At 61.6% G+C, this 17,856-nt stretch carries 11 protein-coding genes, 1 pseudogene and 1 CRISPR repeat array; of the genes and pseudogenes, 11 read left to right on the top strand and 1 reads right to left on the bottom strand.

Going from position 1 to position 17,856, the window contains the following annotated elements; translation table 11 throughout:
- The first annotated feature begins 261 nt into the window (after positions 1 to 261).
- The 8 genes and pseudogenes from R3F72_RS16400 to R3F72_RS18665 all read left to right on the top strand — a co-directional run.
- Complete coding sequence (locus R3F72_RS16400; RefSeq protein ID WP_332780200.1) at positions 262 to 2,502, top strand: CRISPR-associated endonuclease Cas3''; 2,241 nt, start codon at positions 262 to 264, stop codon at positions 2,500 to 2,502.
- A 42-nt stretch (positions 2,503 to 2,544) separates the two neighbouring features.
- Complete coding sequence (cas5c, locus tag R3F72_RS16395; RefSeq protein ID WP_332780199.1) at positions 2,545 to 3,213, top strand: type I-C CRISPR-associated protein Cas5c; 669 nt, start codon at positions 2,545 to 2,547, stop codon at positions 3,211 to 3,213.
- The gene (gene cas8c, locus R3F72_RS16390; RefSeq protein WP_332780198.1) at positions 3,210 to 5,009 is read left to right on the top strand and encodes a type I-C CRISPR-associated protein Cas8c/Csd1; all 1,800 of its coding nucleotides are present in this window, start codon (positions 3,210 to 3,212) and stop codon (positions 5,007 to 5,009) included. The genes cas5c and cas8c overlap by 4 nt, the downstream gene beginning before the upstream one ends.
- Positions 5,006 to 5,875 carry a type I-C CRISPR-associated protein Cas7/Csd2 gene (cas7c, locus tag R3F72_RS16385; RefSeq protein ID WP_332780197.1) on the top strand — a complete coding sequence of 290 codons (870 nt, stop codon included), beginning with the start codon at positions 5,006 to 5,008 and terminating at the stop codon, positions 5,873 to 5,875. The genes cas8c and cas7c overlap by 4 nt, the downstream gene beginning before the upstream one ends.
- A 10-nt stretch (positions 5,876 to 5,885) precedes the next feature.
- Positions 5,886 to 6,524 carry a CRISPR-associated protein Cas4 gene (gene cas4, locus R3F72_RS16380; protein WP_332780196.1) on the top strand — a complete coding sequence of 213 codons (639 nt, stop codon included), beginning with the start codon at positions 5,886 to 5,888 and terminating at the stop codon, positions 6,522 to 6,524.
- A gap of 6 nt (positions 6,525 to 6,530) precedes the next feature.
- A complete protein-coding gene (cas1c, locus tag R3F72_RS16375) occupies positions 6,531 to 7,571 on the top strand; it encodes a type I-C CRISPR-associated endonuclease Cas1c (protein ID WP_332780195.1) in 1,041 nt (346 codons plus the stop codon).
- A 14-nt stretch (positions 7,572 to 7,585) separates the two neighbouring features.
- Positions 7,586 to 7,876, top strand: coding sequence for a CRISPR-associated endonuclease Cas2 (gene cas2 / locus R3F72_RS16370; RefSeq protein ID WP_087718762.1), 291 nt, complete (start codon positions 7,586 to 7,588; stop codon positions 7,874 to 7,876).
- A gap of 188 nt (positions 7,877 to 8,064) precedes the next feature.
- Positions 8,065 to 11,340: direct repeats of the CRISPR family, unit length 33 nt; unit sequence GTCGCGGCCCGCACGGGTCGCGCGGATAGAAAC.
- A 178-nt stretch (positions 11,341 to 11,518) separates the two neighbouring features.
- A pseudogene (locus R3F72_RS18665) lies at positions 11,519 to 11,590 on the top strand (HdaA/DnaA family protein); the annotation flags it as partial.
- Positions 11,591 to 11,596: 6 nt separating this feature from the next.
- Here the strand turns inward: R3F72_RS18665 and R3F72_RS16365 are convergent.
- Complete coding sequence (locus R3F72_RS16365) at positions 11,597 to 12,610, bottom strand: LysR substrate-binding domain-containing protein (RefSeq protein WP_303854151.1); 1,014 nt, start codon at positions 12,608 to 12,610, stop codon at positions 11,597 to 11,599.
- A 175-nt stretch (positions 12,611 to 12,785) separates the two neighbouring features.
- On the opposite strand from R3F72_RS16365, the gene R3F72_RS16360 reads away from it, so the two are divergent.
- The 3 genes from R3F72_RS16360 to R3F72_RS16350 all read left to right on the top strand — a co-directional run bounded on the left by R3F72_RS16360 (position 12,786) and on the right by R3F72_RS16350 (position 17,666).
- The gene (locus R3F72_RS16360; protein WP_332780194.1) at positions 12,786 to 14,012 is read left to right on the top strand and encodes an aldose epimerase family protein; all 1,227 of its coding nucleotides are present in this window, start codon (positions 12,786 to 12,788) and stop codon (positions 14,010 to 14,012) included.
- Between the two features lie 368 nt (positions 14,013 to 14,380).
- Positions 14,381 to 15,781 carry a GntP family permease gene (locus R3F72_RS16355; RefSeq protein WP_332780193.1) on the top strand — a complete coding sequence of 467 codons (1,401 nt, stop codon included), beginning with the start codon at positions 14,381 to 14,383 and terminating at the stop codon, positions 15,779 to 15,781.
- Positions 15,782 to 15,875: 94 nt separating this feature from the next.
- Positions 15,876 to 17,666, top strand: coding sequence for an IlvD/Edd family dehydratase (locus R3F72_RS16350; RefSeq protein WP_303854155.1), 1,791 nt, complete (start codon positions 15,876 to 15,878; stop codon positions 17,664 to 17,666).
- The last annotated feature ends 190 nt before the right edge of the window (positions 17,667 to 17,856 follow it).

Below are 17,856 nucleotides of genomic sequence, written 5' to 3'. Positions count from 1 at the left end.
GCCTTGCTGCGCGGGGCGATCGGGCGAAGCATGGGCGGACGCGGTGTAGCAGGACGCCACCTGTTGCGCAGAGATGACCGAAGCGGTGTTTTGGAGCACGGGGAGCGACTTGAGTATTGATGTTGACGATTTGAACGATGTGGGAGGCGGGAAAGAAGCACAACGATAACTGATGGGTAACGCTGAAAAGAATCTGGATGCTTGTATTTATCGGCATTATGTATTTAATTGTTACCAATAGATACAAAGCGTTCCATCATAATGCTCTATGCCCACTCAACTGCTTCTAGTGACCGGCACGATTGGCAGACGCTGAGCGATCATCTCGAAACGGTCGCCAAGCTAGCCTCACAGCGCGCGGAGCGGTTTGGAATGCCAGAAGCCGCTTATGCGGCCGGGTTGCTGCACGATCTAGGCAAATACAGTCATGAGTTTCAACGCCGCCTGCAAGGAGCGGCACTCCGGGTCGATCACGCCACGGCCGGTGCAGCCGTTGCCAAAGAGCGATTGGGCCCGCTGGGGCATCTGCTGGCCTATGCCATCGCCGGCCATCACGCCGGACTGGCCAATGGCCGCGACGCGGGTGAGCGCACGCCGCTGACAAACCGGCTCAAGGCAGACCTGCCCGAACTCGATCCATGTTGGCAGCAAGCGCTCACTTTGCCTGCCCAGTTGAGGCCACCTGCACACTTCACGTTGCGCCGTGATCGCGGTTTCTTTCAATACGCCTTCCTGACCCGAATGCTGTTTTCCTGTCTGGTCGATGCCGACTTCATCGATACCGAGAATTTCTATGCGCTGCATGAAAAGGGTCTGCCCCATTCACGTGGCGGCGGTCCTGGGCTCGATGTACTGCGTGATGCGCTGAACGCTCATCTGGCAGCATTCAAGGCCGATAGCGACGTCAATCGGCTACGCGGTGAGATACTGACCCATGTGCGTAATCAGGCCGAAAAAGCCCCCGGCCGTTTTACGCTGACGGTGCCCACCGGCGGTGGCAAGACGCTGGCCTCGCTGGCATTTGCACTGGATCATGCCATTGCCCACGGCATGGACCGTGTCATTTATGTCATCCCCTTTACCAGCATCGTCGAGCAAAACGCGGCGGTGTTTCGTCGCGCGCTGGGTGAGCATGGCGAAGCCGCCGTGCTTGAACATCACAGTGCTTTCGATGCCGATGGAAGCGCCAGTGGTCAGTCACGCACGCGAAGCAGCATCGATAAACTGCGCCGTGACAGCGAGAACTGGGACGCACCGATTATTGTCACCACCACGGTACAATTCTTCGAGAGCCTGTTCGCCGCCAAGACATCGCGTTGCCGCAAGCTGCATAACATTGCGGGCAGCGTGGTGATTCTCGACGAGGCGCAGACCATGCCGCTTCCGCTGCTACGCCCCAGCGTGGCGGCGCTGGATGAGCTGGCGCTCAACTACCGTACCAGTGTCGTGCTCTGCACCGCCACCCAGCCGGCATTGGCCGAGACCGATGACCCTGAACGAAGTTTCGTTGGCGGCTTGCGCGACCTGCACGAGCTGGCGCCCTGCCCGAAGAAGCTCTATCGCCAGCTTGAGCGTGTCACCGTGCGCCATGTTGGCACGCTGGATGATGAGACGCTGCGCGACGAACTGCTCGCTACCGAGCAGACGCTGTGCATCGTCAATAACCGCCGTCATGCACGAGCGTTGTTCGAAGCGATGGCCGAACAGCCCGGTGCCTATCATCTCACCACATCGATGTGTGCCGTGCATCGCCGCCAAGTGCTGGCCGAGATTCGCCAGCAATTGAAGGATGGCCGGCCCTGCCGCGTCGTCTCTACGTCGCTGATCGAAGCCGGCGTCGACGTCGACTTTCCCCGCGTGCTGCGCGCTGAGGCCGGGCTCGACGCCATCGCTCAGGCCGCGGGGCGCTGCAACCGGGAAGGCAAGCGCTCGAAAGCGGACAGCGAAGTGCGCATTTTCGCCACCGCCAATGAAGAGTGGGCGCCGCCGCCGGAGCTCAAGCAATTTGCCCAGGTCAGCCGTGAAGTGCTCAGAAGTCATCGTGACGATCCACTCTCTTTGGATGCCATCGACGCCTACTTCCGCCTGCTCTACTGGCAGCAGGGACCACAGCAGCTCGACCGGCACGATCTCTTGCAACTTATCGAACACGGCCGCCTCGACGGGTTACCGTTCGAAACGCTCGAGCAGAAGTTCCGCATGATCGAGAACGCTCAGCGCGCCGTAATCATCCCCTTCGACAAGACGGCTCGGGATGCGCTCCGGGAGCTGTCCTATGCCGAAGGTGTGGGCGGCATCGCCCGTAAGCTCCAGCCTTACACGGTGCAAGTACCGCACCAGGGCTTCGCGGCGTTGGAGCGTGCTGGGGCTATTGCAGCTATCGAACCGGACAAGTTCGGCGAGCAGTTCATAGTGCTGATCAATGAAGATCTCTACGACAAGCGGCTGGGATTGAATTGGAGCGAACCGACTTTTCGTGCCAGTGAATCAAATATTTGGTGAAACGGCCGATGATTTATTAGAGAACACAACAAGGAGCGGCGCATGAGTTTTGGCGTTCGGCTACATATCTGGGGGGAGCGGGCCTGCTTTACCCGGCCAGAGATGAAGGTAGAAAGAGTCTCCTATGACGTGATTACGCCTTCGGCGGCGCGTGGCATTCTGGAGGCCATCCACTGGAAGCCGGCGATTCGCTGGTGTATCGATCGTATTCATGTACTGAAGCCGATTCGCTTCGAATCGATCCGCCGCAACGAAGTAGCCGGTAAATTATCGGCAGGCACGGTGTCCAAGGCGATGAAGGCGGGTCGTGTCGATGATGTCAATTATTTCGTCGATCAGAACCGCCAGCAGCGCGCCGCGACCATTCTGCGTGATGTCGGCTACGTGATCGAAGCGCACTTCGAGTTCACGTCCCGCGCCGACGACAGCGACACACCCGGCAAGCATCTCGATATCTTCAATCGTCGCGCCCGCCAGGGGCAGTGCTTTCACATGCCGTGCCTGGGCACCCGGGAGTTTCCGGCCGCCTTCGAGTTGATCGAGTCCGATGAGCAGATGCCGGCGGCAGACGATGATCTGAGTGGCGAGCGCGATCTTGGTTTCATGCTCCATGACATCGACTTCGCCAACGGCAAGACGCCGCGCTTCTTTCGCGCCAGGATGAAGGACGGCGTGATCGAGGTGCCGCCATTTGCGGAGGCGCTGGCATGATTCTCTCCGCACTCAACGACTACTATCGGCGTCTCGCGGCTCAGGACAAGGTGCCGGTACCCGGCTTCAGCAGCGAGAAGGTCAGCTATGCGCTGGTATTTTCAAGTGACGGTGAGCCGGTTGCCATTGATGATTTGCGCGATACGTCAGGAAAGAAACCAAGGCCAAGATCGAAGCAAGTACCGGTCGACAAGCGTCGCACTTCCGGGATTCATGCCTATCCACTATGGGACAAGACCGCCTATGCGCTGGGCGTGACCGCGAGTGAAGGAAAGCGGCTGGCGGATGAACACGCCGCGTTCAAGATGCGTCAGGTAGCACTGTTCGCTGGCAGTGATGACCCTGAATTACAGGCTTTCCTGGCACTGCTCGACCAATGGTTGCCAGAGAAATTGGCCACGCTTCCCGGCTATAGCGAAGAGGTGCTGGATACCAATATCGTGTTTCGTCTCGATGGGCAGCAGCACTATCTGCATGAAAACCTGTCGGCATGTAGTCTTTGGCGGGATGCGCTGGACAGCGATGAAGGTGCAGCCGGTCAGTGTCTGATTACCGGTGAGACAGCTCCACTAGGCACCGACCACCCGGCCATTCGCGGCGTGAGAGGTGCTCAGTCATCTGGTGCCTCGCTCGTCTCCTTCAACAGCGACGCCTACAATTCCTACGGCCACAAGGGGCAGGACAATGCCTCGATCTCGAAAACGGCCATCTTTGGTTACTCCACGGCACTCAACTATCTGCTTCGTGGCGATAGCGACAACCATCAGCGCCTCTCGATCGGTGACGCTACTGTAGTGTTCTGGGCCGAGGCCAGCGATGCGGCGCATGCCGAGGCCGCCGAAGGCTTCTTCGCCATGCTCAACGAGCCACCGAATGACGAACAGGAAGCCGCGCGACTCAAGACGTTGCTGAATGGCATCGCCCAGGGCCGTCCGCTAGCCTCGTTCGACCCGGCACTAGAAGATGATACCCGCTTCTTCGTGCTCGGGCTGGCGCCTAATGCTGCGCGATTATCGATCCGCTTCTGGTGTGTCAATCGCCTAGACCAACTGGCTCGCCATTATGCCGATCATCACCGTGATCTACAGCTGGAGCCCGCACCCTGGAAGGGAATCGGCCCGGCCATGTGGCGGCTTTTGTATGCCACCGCGCCCAGTCGCGATGGTAAAGCGAAAGCCGAGGATATTCCGCCCCAACTCGCCGGTGAGCTGGCTCGTGCCATTCTCACCGGTAGCCGCTATCCGCGTGCGCTGCTGAGCAACGTCATCATGCGTCTGCGTAACGACGGTGATATCAGCGGCATTCGCGTGGCGCTCTGCAAGGCCGTGCTCGCGCGCGAAGCGCGACTCGCGGCGCGTTCGAATTTCCATGCTCAGGAGGTGCCCGTGAGTCTCGATCGACAATCCACCCATCCCGGTTATTTGCTTGGACGACTGTTCGCCGAGCTGGAAAGTGCCCAGCGTGGCGCCCTCGGTGACCAGGTCAACGCCACCATTCGCGACCGCTACTACGGCGCGGCGTCGGCGACGCCGGCCAGCGTCTTCCCGATGCTGCTGCGCAATGCCCAGAACCATCTGTCAAATATGCGCAAGAAGGACAATGGCGGGCTGGCCTATAGAATCGAGCAAGAGATCAGCACCATTATCGATGGTCTCGGCGATACCTTTCCCAGACACCTCAAGATCGAAGATCAAGGGCGGTTCGCTATCGGTTATTACCATCAGTCACAGGCGCGTTTCGCCAAGCGCGACAGTGCAACGACATCAGAAGAAACCACGCAGGGAGAAGACGTATGACCGTCATCGCCAACCGTTATGAATTCGTGCTGCTGTTCGACGTTACCAATGGCAATCCCAATGGTGATCCTGATGCCGGCAACCTGCCCCGGCTTGATCCGGAAACCAATCAGGGGCTGGTCACCGATGTCTGCCTTAAGCGCAAGATTCGCAACTACGTCGCGCTGGAAAAGGAAGACGACGCTGGTTATGCCATCTACATGCAGGAAAAATCGGTCCTTAACAATCAGCATAAAAAGGCCTACGACGCGCTCGATATCAAACCTGAGCCGAAAAAACTGCCGAAGGATGAAGCCAAGGCGCGCGAGCTGACCGCCTGGATGTGCCAGAACTTCTTCGATGTACGCACCTTCGGCGCGGTGATGACCACCGAAGTCAATTCCGGCCAGGTGCGTGGCCCGGTACAGATGGCCTTTGCCAGCTCGATCGATCCGGTCGTGCCCATGGAAGTCTCCATTACCCGCATGGCCGTCACCAATGAGCGCGACCTTGAAAAAGAGCGCACCATGGGCCGCAAGCACATCATTCCCTATGGGCTTTATCGGGCTCACGGCTATGTGTCGGCGAAGCTCGCCGAGCGCACCGGCTTTTCCGAAGACGATCTCGAACTGCTGTGGCGGGCCTTGATCAACATGTTCGAGCATGACCGCTCCGCGGCGCGTGGCGAGATGTCGGCGCGCAAGCTGATCGTCTTCAAGCACGACCACCCGATGGGCAATGCGCCGGCGCATCGGCTGTTCGACAGCGTGAAAGTCGAGCGGGTCGAAGGCGAAGCCGATACCCCCGCGCGGCATTACAGCGATTATCGGGTCACGGTCAACGCCGAGGCGCTGCCGGCTGGCGTCAGCGTCGAAGAGCGGCTGTAGATAAAAAACCATGGAGGACGAGGTCCGCCTGATCCCGCTCTCGGCGTTGCAGCACTATCTATATTGCCCGCGCCAGTGTGCGTTGATCCATCTCGAACAACAGTGGGCGGAGAACCGCTACACCGCCGAGGGGCGCATCTTGCATGAACGCGCCGACCGTCTCGGCCACGAGCGTCGGCGCGGCGTACATACCGCCATGGCGCTGCCGCTGGCCAGTGAACGATGGGGATTGACCGGCATTGCCGACGTGGTCGAGTTCGATGAGCGGGAAGCGCAGACCATCGTCCGACCCATCGAGTACAAACGCGGGCGGCCCAAGGCGCATCGCGCCGATGAAGTGCAGCTCTGCGCCCAGGCGCTTTGTCTGGAAGAGATGTTGAACGTGGAAATCGAACACGGCGCACTTTTTTACGGCAAGACGCGGCGGCGCAAGGACGTGCCTTTCGACAAGACGTTGCGGGCGTTGACGTTGGATGTGATCGTCAGCACCCGTGCGCTGTTCGATAACAACCGCACGCCGCCCGCGGTATACGAGGCCAAACGCTGCGACCGTTGCTCGCTGATCGACGCCTGCCAGCCGCAGATAATGGGCAAGCAGCGCTCGGCGAGCCGCTGGCTGGCGCGTCAGTTGCAATCACTGGATGAGTAGAATCCGATGCGCCGTCAGCTCAATACGCTTTACATCACTACCGAAGGTGCCTGGCTCAGGAAGGACGGCGCCAACATCGTCATGGAAGTGGAAGGCAAGGAGCGCGCCCGCCTGCCGATTCACATGCTCGAATCGCTGGTCTGTTTCGGTCGAGTGCTGGTCTCACCGCCGCTGATGGGATTCTGTGCCGAGCGGGGCGTGACCATCACCCATCTCACACCTTACGGTAAATTTCTGGCGCGCATCGAGGGGCCCGTGTCGGGCAACGTGCTGCTGCGCCGCGCGCAATATCGCGTGAGCGATGACGAAACCGGCTGTGCCGCCATCGTGTGTGGCGTGCTGATCGGCAAGGTGCATAACCAGCGCGCCGTGTTATCGCGTGGCCTGCGCGACTACGGTGCCAAGCTGCCGGAAGAGGAAAAGGCGCGGCTTGAAGGGGAGCGCTCGAGCATGAGCCGGATTGCACGCGACCTGCTGATCGAACCCGCCACAGACAGGCTGCGTGGATTGGAAGGGGAGGCGGCGCAGCGCTATTTCAGCGTGTTCGATCTATTGATTCGTCATGAGAGCGACGCGTTTCGCTTTACGGGGCGTAATCGCCGTCCGCCGCGTGACTGCACCAATGCGCTGCTTTCGTTTCTCTATACGCTGCTGACTCACGACTGCCGCTCGGCGCTGGAGAGCGTCGGCCTCGACCCGGCGGTCGGCTTTCTGCATCGCGATCGGCCCGGGCGATCCAGCCTTGCCCTCGATCTCGCCGAGGAGTTCCGGCCGCTGCTGGGAGACCGCCTGGCGCTGTCGCTGATCAATCGACGTCAGCTACGGGAAAAGGACTTCATCATTGCCGAAAGTGGTGGCGTCACCTTGACGGAAGAGGCCCGTAAGACGGTGCTGACCGCCTATCAGGAACGCAAGCGTGAAGAGCTCAATCACGCCTTCATTGGCGAGAAGGCGCCGATCGGCATGTTGCCTTTTCTTCAGGCGCAGCTATTGGCGCGTCATCTGCGCGGCGATCTCGATGCCTATCCGCCCTTTCTCTGGAAATAGATCGGGAGTTCTTCATGCTGGTACTGGTCAGCTACGATGTCAGCGTTACCTCTGAGGGCGGCCCACGCCGGCTAAGACGAGTGGCGAAAGCCTGCCGTGATTTCGGGCAGCGTGTACAGTTCTCCGTCTTTGAAATCGAAGTCGAACCGGACCAGTGGGCTCGACTGCGACAGAGCCTGATCGACTTGATCGATGAAGAGGTCGATAGTCTGCGTTTCTATTTTCTCGGACGTAACTGGCAGAAGCGTATCGAACATGTTGGCGCCAAGCCGGCGCTGGATATGAATGGTCCCCTCGTGTTCTGAAAGATTTTTCCTCTGCGAACCTCAAGTGTCCCTCTCTTTCCCGCCAGGTTCGCAGCTCTTTAACAAGTTGATTCAAGAGCAATCGAACGCTTTACGTGGTTAACGGCGCTCCATAGGCTGCATATCAAGTAAGGGTTCGCTGATGTACAGCGATTTTGTTTTATCGTTCAATGAGTTATAAACGAGCAGTCGCGGCCCGCACGGGTCGCGCGGATAGAAACACCGCCGTTGCCGCCCAGAGAGAGCGAACGGTTTGGGTCGCGGCCCGCACGGGTCGCGCGGATAGAAACGCGTCATGGCGCTTGAACAGCGCTTTCATGCTGTGTCGCGGCCCGCACGGGTCGCGCGGATAGAAACAAGGAAATCGATCTACTCGGGCGACAAATCGAGCGTCGCGGCCCGCACGGGTCGCGCGGATAGAAACATGCGCGTCGCTATCGCTCCGCTTGCAGGTTCACGTCGCGGCCCGCACGGGTCGCGCGGATAGAAACGATGACGCACTTGTGCTCGCGGCTTGAGGAGATGGTCGCGGCCCGCACGGGTCGCGCGGATAGAAACGCCCCGCTAGCGCCGGGGTGGACTGGTGCGGCTACCGTCGCGGCCCGCACGGGTCGCGCGGATAGAAACTCGAGTCGCCATCGATATGGCCTCCTGTCGGATTGTCGCGGCCCGCACGGGTCGCGCGGATAGAAACAACGACGAGATGAGTCGGCTGGATAGCGTGCTTGGTCGCGGCCCGCACGGGTCGCGCGGATAGAAACCGAGCGGTACGAATCCACTATCGTCTACGGCTATTGTCGCGGCCCGCACGGGTCGCGCGGATAGAAACCGGGTCATCGTAGGTGACGAACTCGAGATCCAGCGTCGCGGCCCGCACGGGTCGCGCGGATAGAAACTCGAGTCGCCATCGATATGGCCTCCTGTCGGATTGTCGCGGCCCGCACGGGTCGCGCGGATAGAAACAACGACGAGATGAGTCGGCTGGATAGCGTGCTTGGTCGCGGCCCGCACGGGTCGCGCGGATAGAAACAACAGCACGCATTTCGTCTTGCAACTGCTGCTGAGTCGCGGCCCGCACGGGTCGCGCGGATAGAAACGATGTCAGATCCCCCACGGCTATGAACCAGCCAAGGTCGCGGCCCGCACGGGTCGCGCGGATAGAAACAAGGTAGACTACGCGCTGTCCGGCAATGAGTTCAGTCGCGGCCCGCACGGGTCGCGCGGATAGAAACTAGCACGGCATTACAAGCCCAGACACAATCTGGGCGTCGCGGCCCGCACGGGTCGCGCGGATAGAAACTCCAGCATGTAAGTGGCGGCTAGATCGCGGCAGTCGCGGCCCGCACGGGTCGCGCGGATAGAAACTGACGTCGCCCCAGATTGGGAATGGTTCGAATGCGTCGCGGCCCGCACGGGTCGCGCGGATAGAAACTGACGCGGATGCCGACGGCTACGCTCCTGCGAAGTCGCGGCCCGCACGGGTCGCGCGGATAGAAACTCTAGCGAATGCTTGCCGCCTTTCATGCGCCTCGTCGCGGCCCGCACGGGTCGCGCGGATAGAAACATCGACCAGCGTGGCCGGGTTGAAGGCGACGATGGTCGCGGCCCGCACGGGTCGCGCGGATAGAAACATGACCTGCGTCACAGCTATGCATCGATGCTCGCGTCGCGGCCCGCACGGGTCGCGCGGATAGAAACAAATCGCCTGCGTGGTGGTTGCTGGTGTTTCCAGGTCGCGGCCCGCACGGGTCGCGCGGATAGAAACCTCGACGATGCGACTGAGCGTTGCCGTATCATTGGGTCGCGGCCCGCACGGGTCGCGCGGATAGAAACAACGAGGGCGGGATCGTGCCCACCCTGAAAGCAAAGCGTCGCGGCCCGCACGGGTCGCGCGGATAGAAACATTCGTCGGCGGTTTCCCGCCCTTCTGGCCAGGTGGCCGTCGCGGCCCGCACGGGTCGCGCGGATAGAAACATTCGTCGGCGGTTTCCCGCCCTTCTGGCCAGGTGGCCGTCGCGGCCCGCACGGGTCGCGCGGATAGAAACATTACGGGCATGACTCCCGCCCCTCGTTAGCTGGTCGCGGCCCGCACGGGTCGCGCGGATAGAAACACGAGGGCGGGATCGTGCCCACCCTGAAAGCAAAGTCGCGGCCCGCACGGGTCGCGCGGATAGAAACAGCACCGAGGCGCTTTAGCGCTAGGTCGTATCGGCGTCGCGGCCCGCACGGGTCGCGCGGATAGAAACGATAACGGCGTCGTTAGCGTCAGCGTCGCAGAGAGTCGCGGCCCGCACGGGTCGCGCGGATAGAAACACGCTGCGCATCGAGGCACGCACCGACGAGCCGATGTCGCGGCCCGCACGGGTCGCGCGGATAGAAACGAGGGTGGCAAGTACGCTGGCACCCTTATGAAAATGTCGCGGCCCGCACGGGTCGCGCGGATAGAAACTACACGGACGTGATCGGCGCCGGCGAGCCCTGGACGTCGCGGCCCGCACGGGTCGCGCGGATAGAAACATCGTCAGTTGGCTTGCGCCAGACGATGCGAGAGGGTCGCGGCCCGCACGGGTCGCGCGGATAGAAACCCAGTCCATATCGACTGTGAACGTCTCTGGTCGCAAGTCGCGGCCCGCACGGGTCGCGCGGATAGAAACTGCAGCATGTCTAGACGTGAAGCGCTTTCCGGTTCGTCGCGGCCCGCACGGGTCGCGCGGATAGAAACGCCTGCTTGCAGTGATCCGTATCCAGCGGACCCCGTCGCGGCCCGCACGGGTCGCGCGGATAGAAACAAAACAGCTTGGAAAGACCTGACCGAAGAAGAGAGTCGCGGCCCGCACGGGCCGCGCGGATAGAAACACCCAGGCACAGGTTCGGGACCTCCGCACCCTGGTCGCGGCCTGCACGGGCCGCGCGGATAGAAACATCGATCCCTCAATGACCATGGCCGGAACGCCTGTCGCGGCCTGCACGGGCCGCGCGGATAGAAACGGTGGCATAGGTGTTGCGCAGATCCTTGAGCTTGTCGTCGCGGCCTGCACGGGCCGCGCGGATAGAAACTATTCCAGCTCCGAGCCGATGCGGCACAACAAGGGGTCGCGGCCTGCACGGGCCGCGCGGATAGAAACATGATCCAGCGCCCGGAAATGCTGGGCTGCATGGTCGCGGCCTGCACGGGCCGCGCGGATAGAAACAGCGACTCGATGGCACGCTCAATATCGAGCCGGGCGTCGCGGCCTGCACGGGCCGCGCGGATAGAAACAGCGACTCGATGGCACGCTCAATATCGAGCCGGGCGTCGCGGCCTGCACGGGCCGCGCGGATAGAAACTACGATCTGGCTCGCCGCGTGCTGGTCGACTCCGATGTCGCGGCCTGCACGGGCCGCGCGGATAGAAACACAAGTGGGCCGGCACCGTGCGCCCGGCGAAGATCGTCGCGGCCTGCACGGGCCGCGCGGATAGAAACGTAGGCGTGATAAGCGGCGTTTGGCATGTCAGTCGTCGCGGCCTGCACGGGCCGCGCGGATAGAAACAGCACGCCCAGCGGCTTAGGTGCAGACTGGACGGGTCGCGCGGATAGAAACTCTGGCACGCCAGTCGCCTACACGCGCCAGGGCGCAGGTCGCGGCCCGCACGGGTCGCGGCTCGATCGCGCCTCGCTGTCGGCCAAGCGCAAATTGACCATCCCCTTCGTCAAGCAGGCGCTGGAGTGGTGAGCCGGCTCATAGCGTGACGTCGCGGTAGCGAGCCGATGCGGCGCTCGCCTGGCCGGATTCATGCGCCCGACGCTCGCGGATCATCTGGTGCAGCGTGCTCATCAACTTGGCTGCGCCGGGCGACATGCGGCGTTCGCGCAGGCTGATCAGACCGAAAGGCTGCACGCTGAGCGCATCGGTAGACGGCAGAATCGCGAAGCGCGGCTGGGTGCAGAGCAGATCCGCAACCTCGCGTGTCGTGACCGTGATCGAATCCGACTTGTCGACCATGGCTAGTGCCATGTAAATATCCGGCGTGTTGATGATGCGTTGGGGTGGCGCCACCTTGTGATGCAGAAACAGATGCTCGACACGCTGCCGCATCAGCGCCCCCGGAGGCTGGAGTACCCACGGGAAGTCCAGCATCGAGGCCAGGTCGAAGTCGTCTTCCCTCGCGAGCGGGTGGCCGGCACGACACACGAAGCACAACGCTTCCTCGCCAATCTCCTCGAACACGAAATCCCCCGCCGGCATGCCGCCGGGAATGCGGGCAATGGCGAAATCGAACTCGCCGTCGCGCAGTCTCGGTACCAGGTTACGGCTGACGCCGACGTCGATATTGACCTCGAGATGAGGGCTGTCGCGATGGACGCGTTCGACCGCGCTGGCCAGTAGCGTCACCGCCGGTGCCAGAACCGTGCCGATCGACACTGTCCCTGCATTGCCTTCGTTGAGCGCGTTGATCTCGTCACCGGCCTGGGCCAGCGAGGTCAACATGCCGCGGGCATGCCGGATCAGGCTCTCTCCATACCAGTTGGGCGTGACGCCCCGCGAATGCCGGTCGAAGAGCGAAACGCCGAGCATGTGTTCGAGTTCTCCCAGCAGCTTGGAGGCCGCCGGCTGGCTCATGCCCAGACGTTCCGCGGCCCGGTGGAGGTTGCGGTAGTCGTCCAGGGCCACGAACAGCTGAAGATGGCGAAACTTGAGCCTCACGCGCAGGAACCAGTCCGGGGGCAGCAGATCGAGAGGCTGGGATTTCATGACGCTTTTCCGATGACGGGTTCGACGTTGGAATGAGGCATGGCGTGAAGTTCTCGAATAGTCAGATGGTGACGACCAGTCTACGGTGTAAACGAACGACGGCGATAATGGACCGGCCCGAGCATCAACGAATGATATCCAGAAGCGTCATGCCGAAACGAAACAGGAGCTTGCGATGACACGCCATGTCCTTTCCCTTTCCCGATGTGTAGGCATCGGTCTGTTCGGACTGATGATCGGCCAGGCCTTTTTACAAGCCCAGGCACAGACGATGCCGATGAATTCGCCATCCTCCGGTGCCTTGCCGCCGGGCATCGAGCGTTCGGTCTTCGGCCGGTTGCCGGATGGTCGCGAGGTCGACTGCTACAGAATCACCAACGACAACGGGATCGAGATGCGGGTCATCAACTACGGCGGCATCATCGTGTCGCTGAAGACGCCCGATCGGCACGGGAAGATGAATGACATTGTGCTGGGCTTCGATTCGCTCGACGATTATCTCTCCGACACCTACCGTCGAGCCAACCCCTACTTTGGTGCCTTGATCGGGCGCTACGGCAACCGTATCGCCAACGGCCGTTTCACGCTCGATGGCGAGACCTACACGCTGCCGACCAACGATGGAGCCAACACGCTGCACGGTGGCGATACGGGATTCGATCAGCGCCTGTGGCATGCCGAGCCCTTCTCGTCTTCGGAGGGCCGAGGTCTGGTGCTCACCTACACGAGCGATGACGGCGAGCAGGGGTTCCCGGGGCAGCTCTCGACGCGAGTCAGCTACACGCTGACCGACGACAACGAACTGGCGATCGATTACCGGGCAAGGACAACTCGCGCGACGCCGGTCAATCTGACCCAGCACAGCTACTTCAATCTGCAAGGCGAGGGGAGCGGCAGCATTCTGGATCACCGGGTGATGATCAATGCGAGCGCGTACACGCCGGTGAGTGAAACCTTGATTCCCACCGGCGACATCGCCGATGTCAGCGGTACGCCGTTCGATTTCCGTCAGCCAACCGCCATCGGCGCGCGCCTGGGGCAGAAGAATACCCAGCTCGCCTACGCCGGAGGCTATGACCACAACTTCGTGCTGAGCAAGAATCCCGGGCAGGGTGACCGGCCAGCGCTGGCAGCCAGAGTAATCGAGCCGAACAGCGGCCGGGTGCTCGAGGTTTCCACCACGGAACCAGGGATGCAGTTCTACTCGGGCAATTCCCTCGATGGCAGCCTCGTGGGCAAAAGCGGTCGCCCTTATACCGAGCGTTCCGGGCTGGCACTGGAAACGCAGCACTTTCCCGATTCGCCCAATCGGCCGAACTTCCCCACGACGATCCTGAAGCCCGACGAAACGTATCACTCGCAGACTGTCTATCGCTTCTCGACAACGCAGGCGATGCCGTAACTCGCTAGCATCGGTCGCTGGCGTACGGGGCATGCAGACCGCCGCTAAACGTTTTCCCCCGTTCTGACTAGATACCTGATGGGGCGTGATTCTGTCGCTCGCGGTCATGTTCGATCGCTGGAAGCAGACTCGCCGAGCCGGTGGCTGACGAGTCCCGGCATGCAACCTGCAACTTTGGTCGCGTCGAAACCACAAGCTTGTATGACGAACACGTGTTCTTACGCTTGATGCGGCCCATCCAATAACCATATTGATATCGATTTTACCGACTTTTGGTATTTCATGGTTATTGATGCTTGGCGCTACTGTGGCCGCATCCCACGGCGAGCAGGACAAGTCGACGCCGTGGCAGTCGTCAGGAGAACGCCATGCAAGACACGACACAAGCGGCCGCCGGTCTATCCACGCTGGGGTTGATGGGTATCGCCGCTGCGGCTATCGCCATTTTGTTGGTTTTGATCATTCGAGTGCGTCTGCATCCCTTTTTTGCGCTGGTCATCGTCAGTATCGGTACGGCACTGGCGACCGGCATCACGGTGGCCGATCTGCTACCGACATTGCTGGGCGGCTTTGGCAAGACGCTGGGCAATGTGGCGCTGTTGATCGGCTTCGGGGCGGTGCTGGGGCGCCTGGTTGCCGTTTCCGGCGGGGCGCGAGTGCTGGCCGACACGCTGATCAGTTTGTTCGGCCGCAAGCGGGCGCCGCTGGGTCTGTCGATCGCCTGCCTGCTGTTCGGCTTTCCGATCTTTCTGGATGCCGCCTTCGTGGTCATGCTGCCGGTGATCTACTCGGTCGCCCGTGAGCTCAAGGCGTCGCTGCTGCTGTACGGGCTGCCGGCCGCGGGTGCGTTCCTGGTCATGCACGCCCTGATGCCACCGCATCCCGGCCCGGTCGCGGCGGCGGTCTTCCTGCACGCAGACATCGGCCAGGTGCTGTTCGTCGCGCTGCTGGTCGGATTGCCGACCTGGTACGTGATGGGCTATCGGCTGTCGCTGATACTGGCCAAGCGGTCGCCGTTCCAGCCGGTGCCGAACTTCATGGGGGCGGAGAGCGAGGAGATCCCGCCCGAGAAGCGCCCGGCGTTCGGCACGGTACTGCTGGTGCTGTTGCTGCCGCTGGTCCTGATCTTCCTCAACACGGGGCTGTCGACGCTGGGTCAGAGCGGCGTGATCGATGGCGACAACCCGCTGGTTTCCGCGCTGATGGTGATCGGCGAGACACCCATCGCGCTGCTGATCAGTACTTGTATTGCCATGTGGCTGCTGGTCATTCGTGCCAGTGAACGCGGGGCAATGGATTCCATCAACGAGATCGTCGAACAGGCGCTCTCCCCGGTCTGCAGCATCATCCTGATCACTGGTGCCGGCGGCATGTTCGGTGGCGTGCTGACGGCCAGCGGCATCGGCGACGCGCTGGCGGACAGCCTCCAGGCGTTCGGGCTGCCGGTGATTCTGGCCGGTTACGTGATCGCGTCGGTGATCCGGATCGCCCAGGGTTCGGCCACGGTGGCCGGTACCACGGCGGCGGGGATCATGGCGCCGGTGGTGCTGGGAGATCCCACGCTTGCCGGATTGCCGGCGGCTTGCATTACCGTCGCGATCGTCGCCGGTGCCATTGGCTATTCCCACGTCAACGACTCCGGATTCTGGCTGGTCGGGCGCTTCCTCGGTGTCGACACCAAGACCATGCTCAAGACATGGACGGTGATCTCCATCGGTATTTCGCTGATGGCCTTTGGCTTGGCGTGGTTGGTGTTTTCCTTGCTGTGATTCTTGATGACACGCGTTGATAGCACCGGTTGATGAACACCCTTGATGATGGCCCTGACCGCCACCGCACTGACGGTGGCTCGAGGAGAGAAAAATGAGCGATTCATCGGACAAGTCCCAAAAACCGTCCCAAAAAACAGAATCCCAGAAGAAGCGCCAGCTGCGCTCTGCCCAGTGGTTCGGTAGCGCCGACAAGAACGGCTTCATGTACCGCAGCTGGATGAAGAATCAGGGCATTCCGGATCACGAATTTCAGGGCAAGCCGATCATCGGCATCTGCAATACCTGGTCAGAACTGACCCCGTGCAATGCGCACTTTCGCAAGCTCGCCGAGCACGTCAAGAAGGGCGTGCTCGAAGCCGGCGGCTACCCGGTCGAGTTTCCGGTGTTCTCTAATGGCGAGTCCAACCTGCGGCCGACGGCGATGTTCACCCGCAATCTCGCCAGCATGGATGTCGAGGAGGCCATTCGCGGCAATCCGATGGATGCCGTGGTGCTGCTGGTGGGTTGTGACAAGACGACACCGGCGCTGTTGATGGGCGCGGCGAGCTGCGATATCCCGACGATCGTGGTAACCGGTGGGCCGATGCTCAACGGCAAGCATGAGGGCAAGGATATCGGATCCGGCACCGTGGTCTGGAAGCTCTCCGAAGAGGTCAAGGCCGGCAAGATCTCGATCCACGATTTCATGGCTGCCGAGGCCGGCATGTCGCGCTCCGCCGGTACCTGCAACACCATGGGCACGGCGTCGACCATGGCGTGCATGGCCGAATCGCTGGGCGTTTCCCTGCCGCACAACGCGGCGATTCCGGCGGTGGATTCCCGTCGCTACGTACTCGCGCACCTCTCCGGCAACCGCATCGTCGAGATGGTCGACGAGGATCTGAAGCTGTCGAAGGTGCTGACCCGCGAGGCGTTCGAGAACGCGATTCGAACCAACGCGGCGATTGGCGGCTCGACCAACGCGGTCATCCACCTGAAGGCGATCGCCGGGCGCATCGGCGTCGATCTGCCGCTGGACGACTGGACCCGTATCGGTCGCGGTACGCCGACCATTGTCGACCTGCAGCCCTCCGGGCGCTTTCTGATGGAAGAGTTCTATTACGCCGGCGGTCTACCCGCGGTGCTGCGTCGGCTGGGCGAGGCCGATCGCCTGCCGCACAAGGACGCGCTAACCGTCAACGGCAAGACGCTATGGGAAAACGTGCAGGACGCGCCACACTACAACGACGAAGTGATCCGGCCGCTGGACAATCCGCTGCGTGAAGATGGCGGCATCTGCATTCTGCGCGGCAATCTGGCGCCCAATGGCGCGGTGCTCAAGCCCTCGGCGGCCAGCCCCGAGCTGATGAAGCATCGCGGCCGGGCGGTGGTGTTCGAGAATTTCGACGACTACAAGGCGCGGATCAACGACCCGAACCTGGAAGTCGAGGTCAACGACATTCTGGTCCTGAAACACTGCGGCCCGCGCGGGTATCACGGTATGGCTGAAGTCGGCAACATGGGCTTGCCGCCCAAGATCCTGGAACAGGGTATCACCGACATGGTTCGCATCTCGGATGCCCGCATGAGTGGTACGGCCTACGGCACGGTGGTCCTGCATGTGGCGCCAGAAGCCGCGGCTGGCGGCCCGCTCGCGGCGGTCCACAACGGCGACTGGATCTCGATGGATTGCGACAGCGGCGCGCTCAATCTCGAGGTCGACGACGCCGAGATCGCCCGGCGGCTGGCGGAAGCCGATCCCATGGCGGCATCGAACCAGATCGCCACGACCGGCGGCTACCGCCAGCTCTATATCGAACGTGTGCTGCAGGCGGACGAGGGCTGCGATTTCGACTTCCTGCGCGGTTGCCGGGGTGCCGAGGTGCCGCGCCATTCGCATTGAAATATCGCTTGATAAGCGACTGCGCTCGATCAGGCTGTGTTAAAAATCGGCTTAGAATGCTCATTTACACCCCGTAAACTCCGCTTCTTCGCCGATTTGTAACTATTCAGGTGGCTGCGGATGGCATGTCGCCAACCACCTGATTTTTTTGGCATAGTGTGCCTGATCCTTCGGCACGTCTATGCGGTGA

The sequence above is a fragment of the Salinicola sp. 4072 genome (assembly GCF_036663415.1).
In the GTDB taxonomy this organism is placed as follows: Bacteria; Pseudomonadota; Gammaproteobacteria; order Pseudomonadales; family Halomonadaceae; genus Salinicola; species Salinicola salarius_A.
This window is presented reverse-complemented; position numbering and strand designations above follow the sequence as displayed.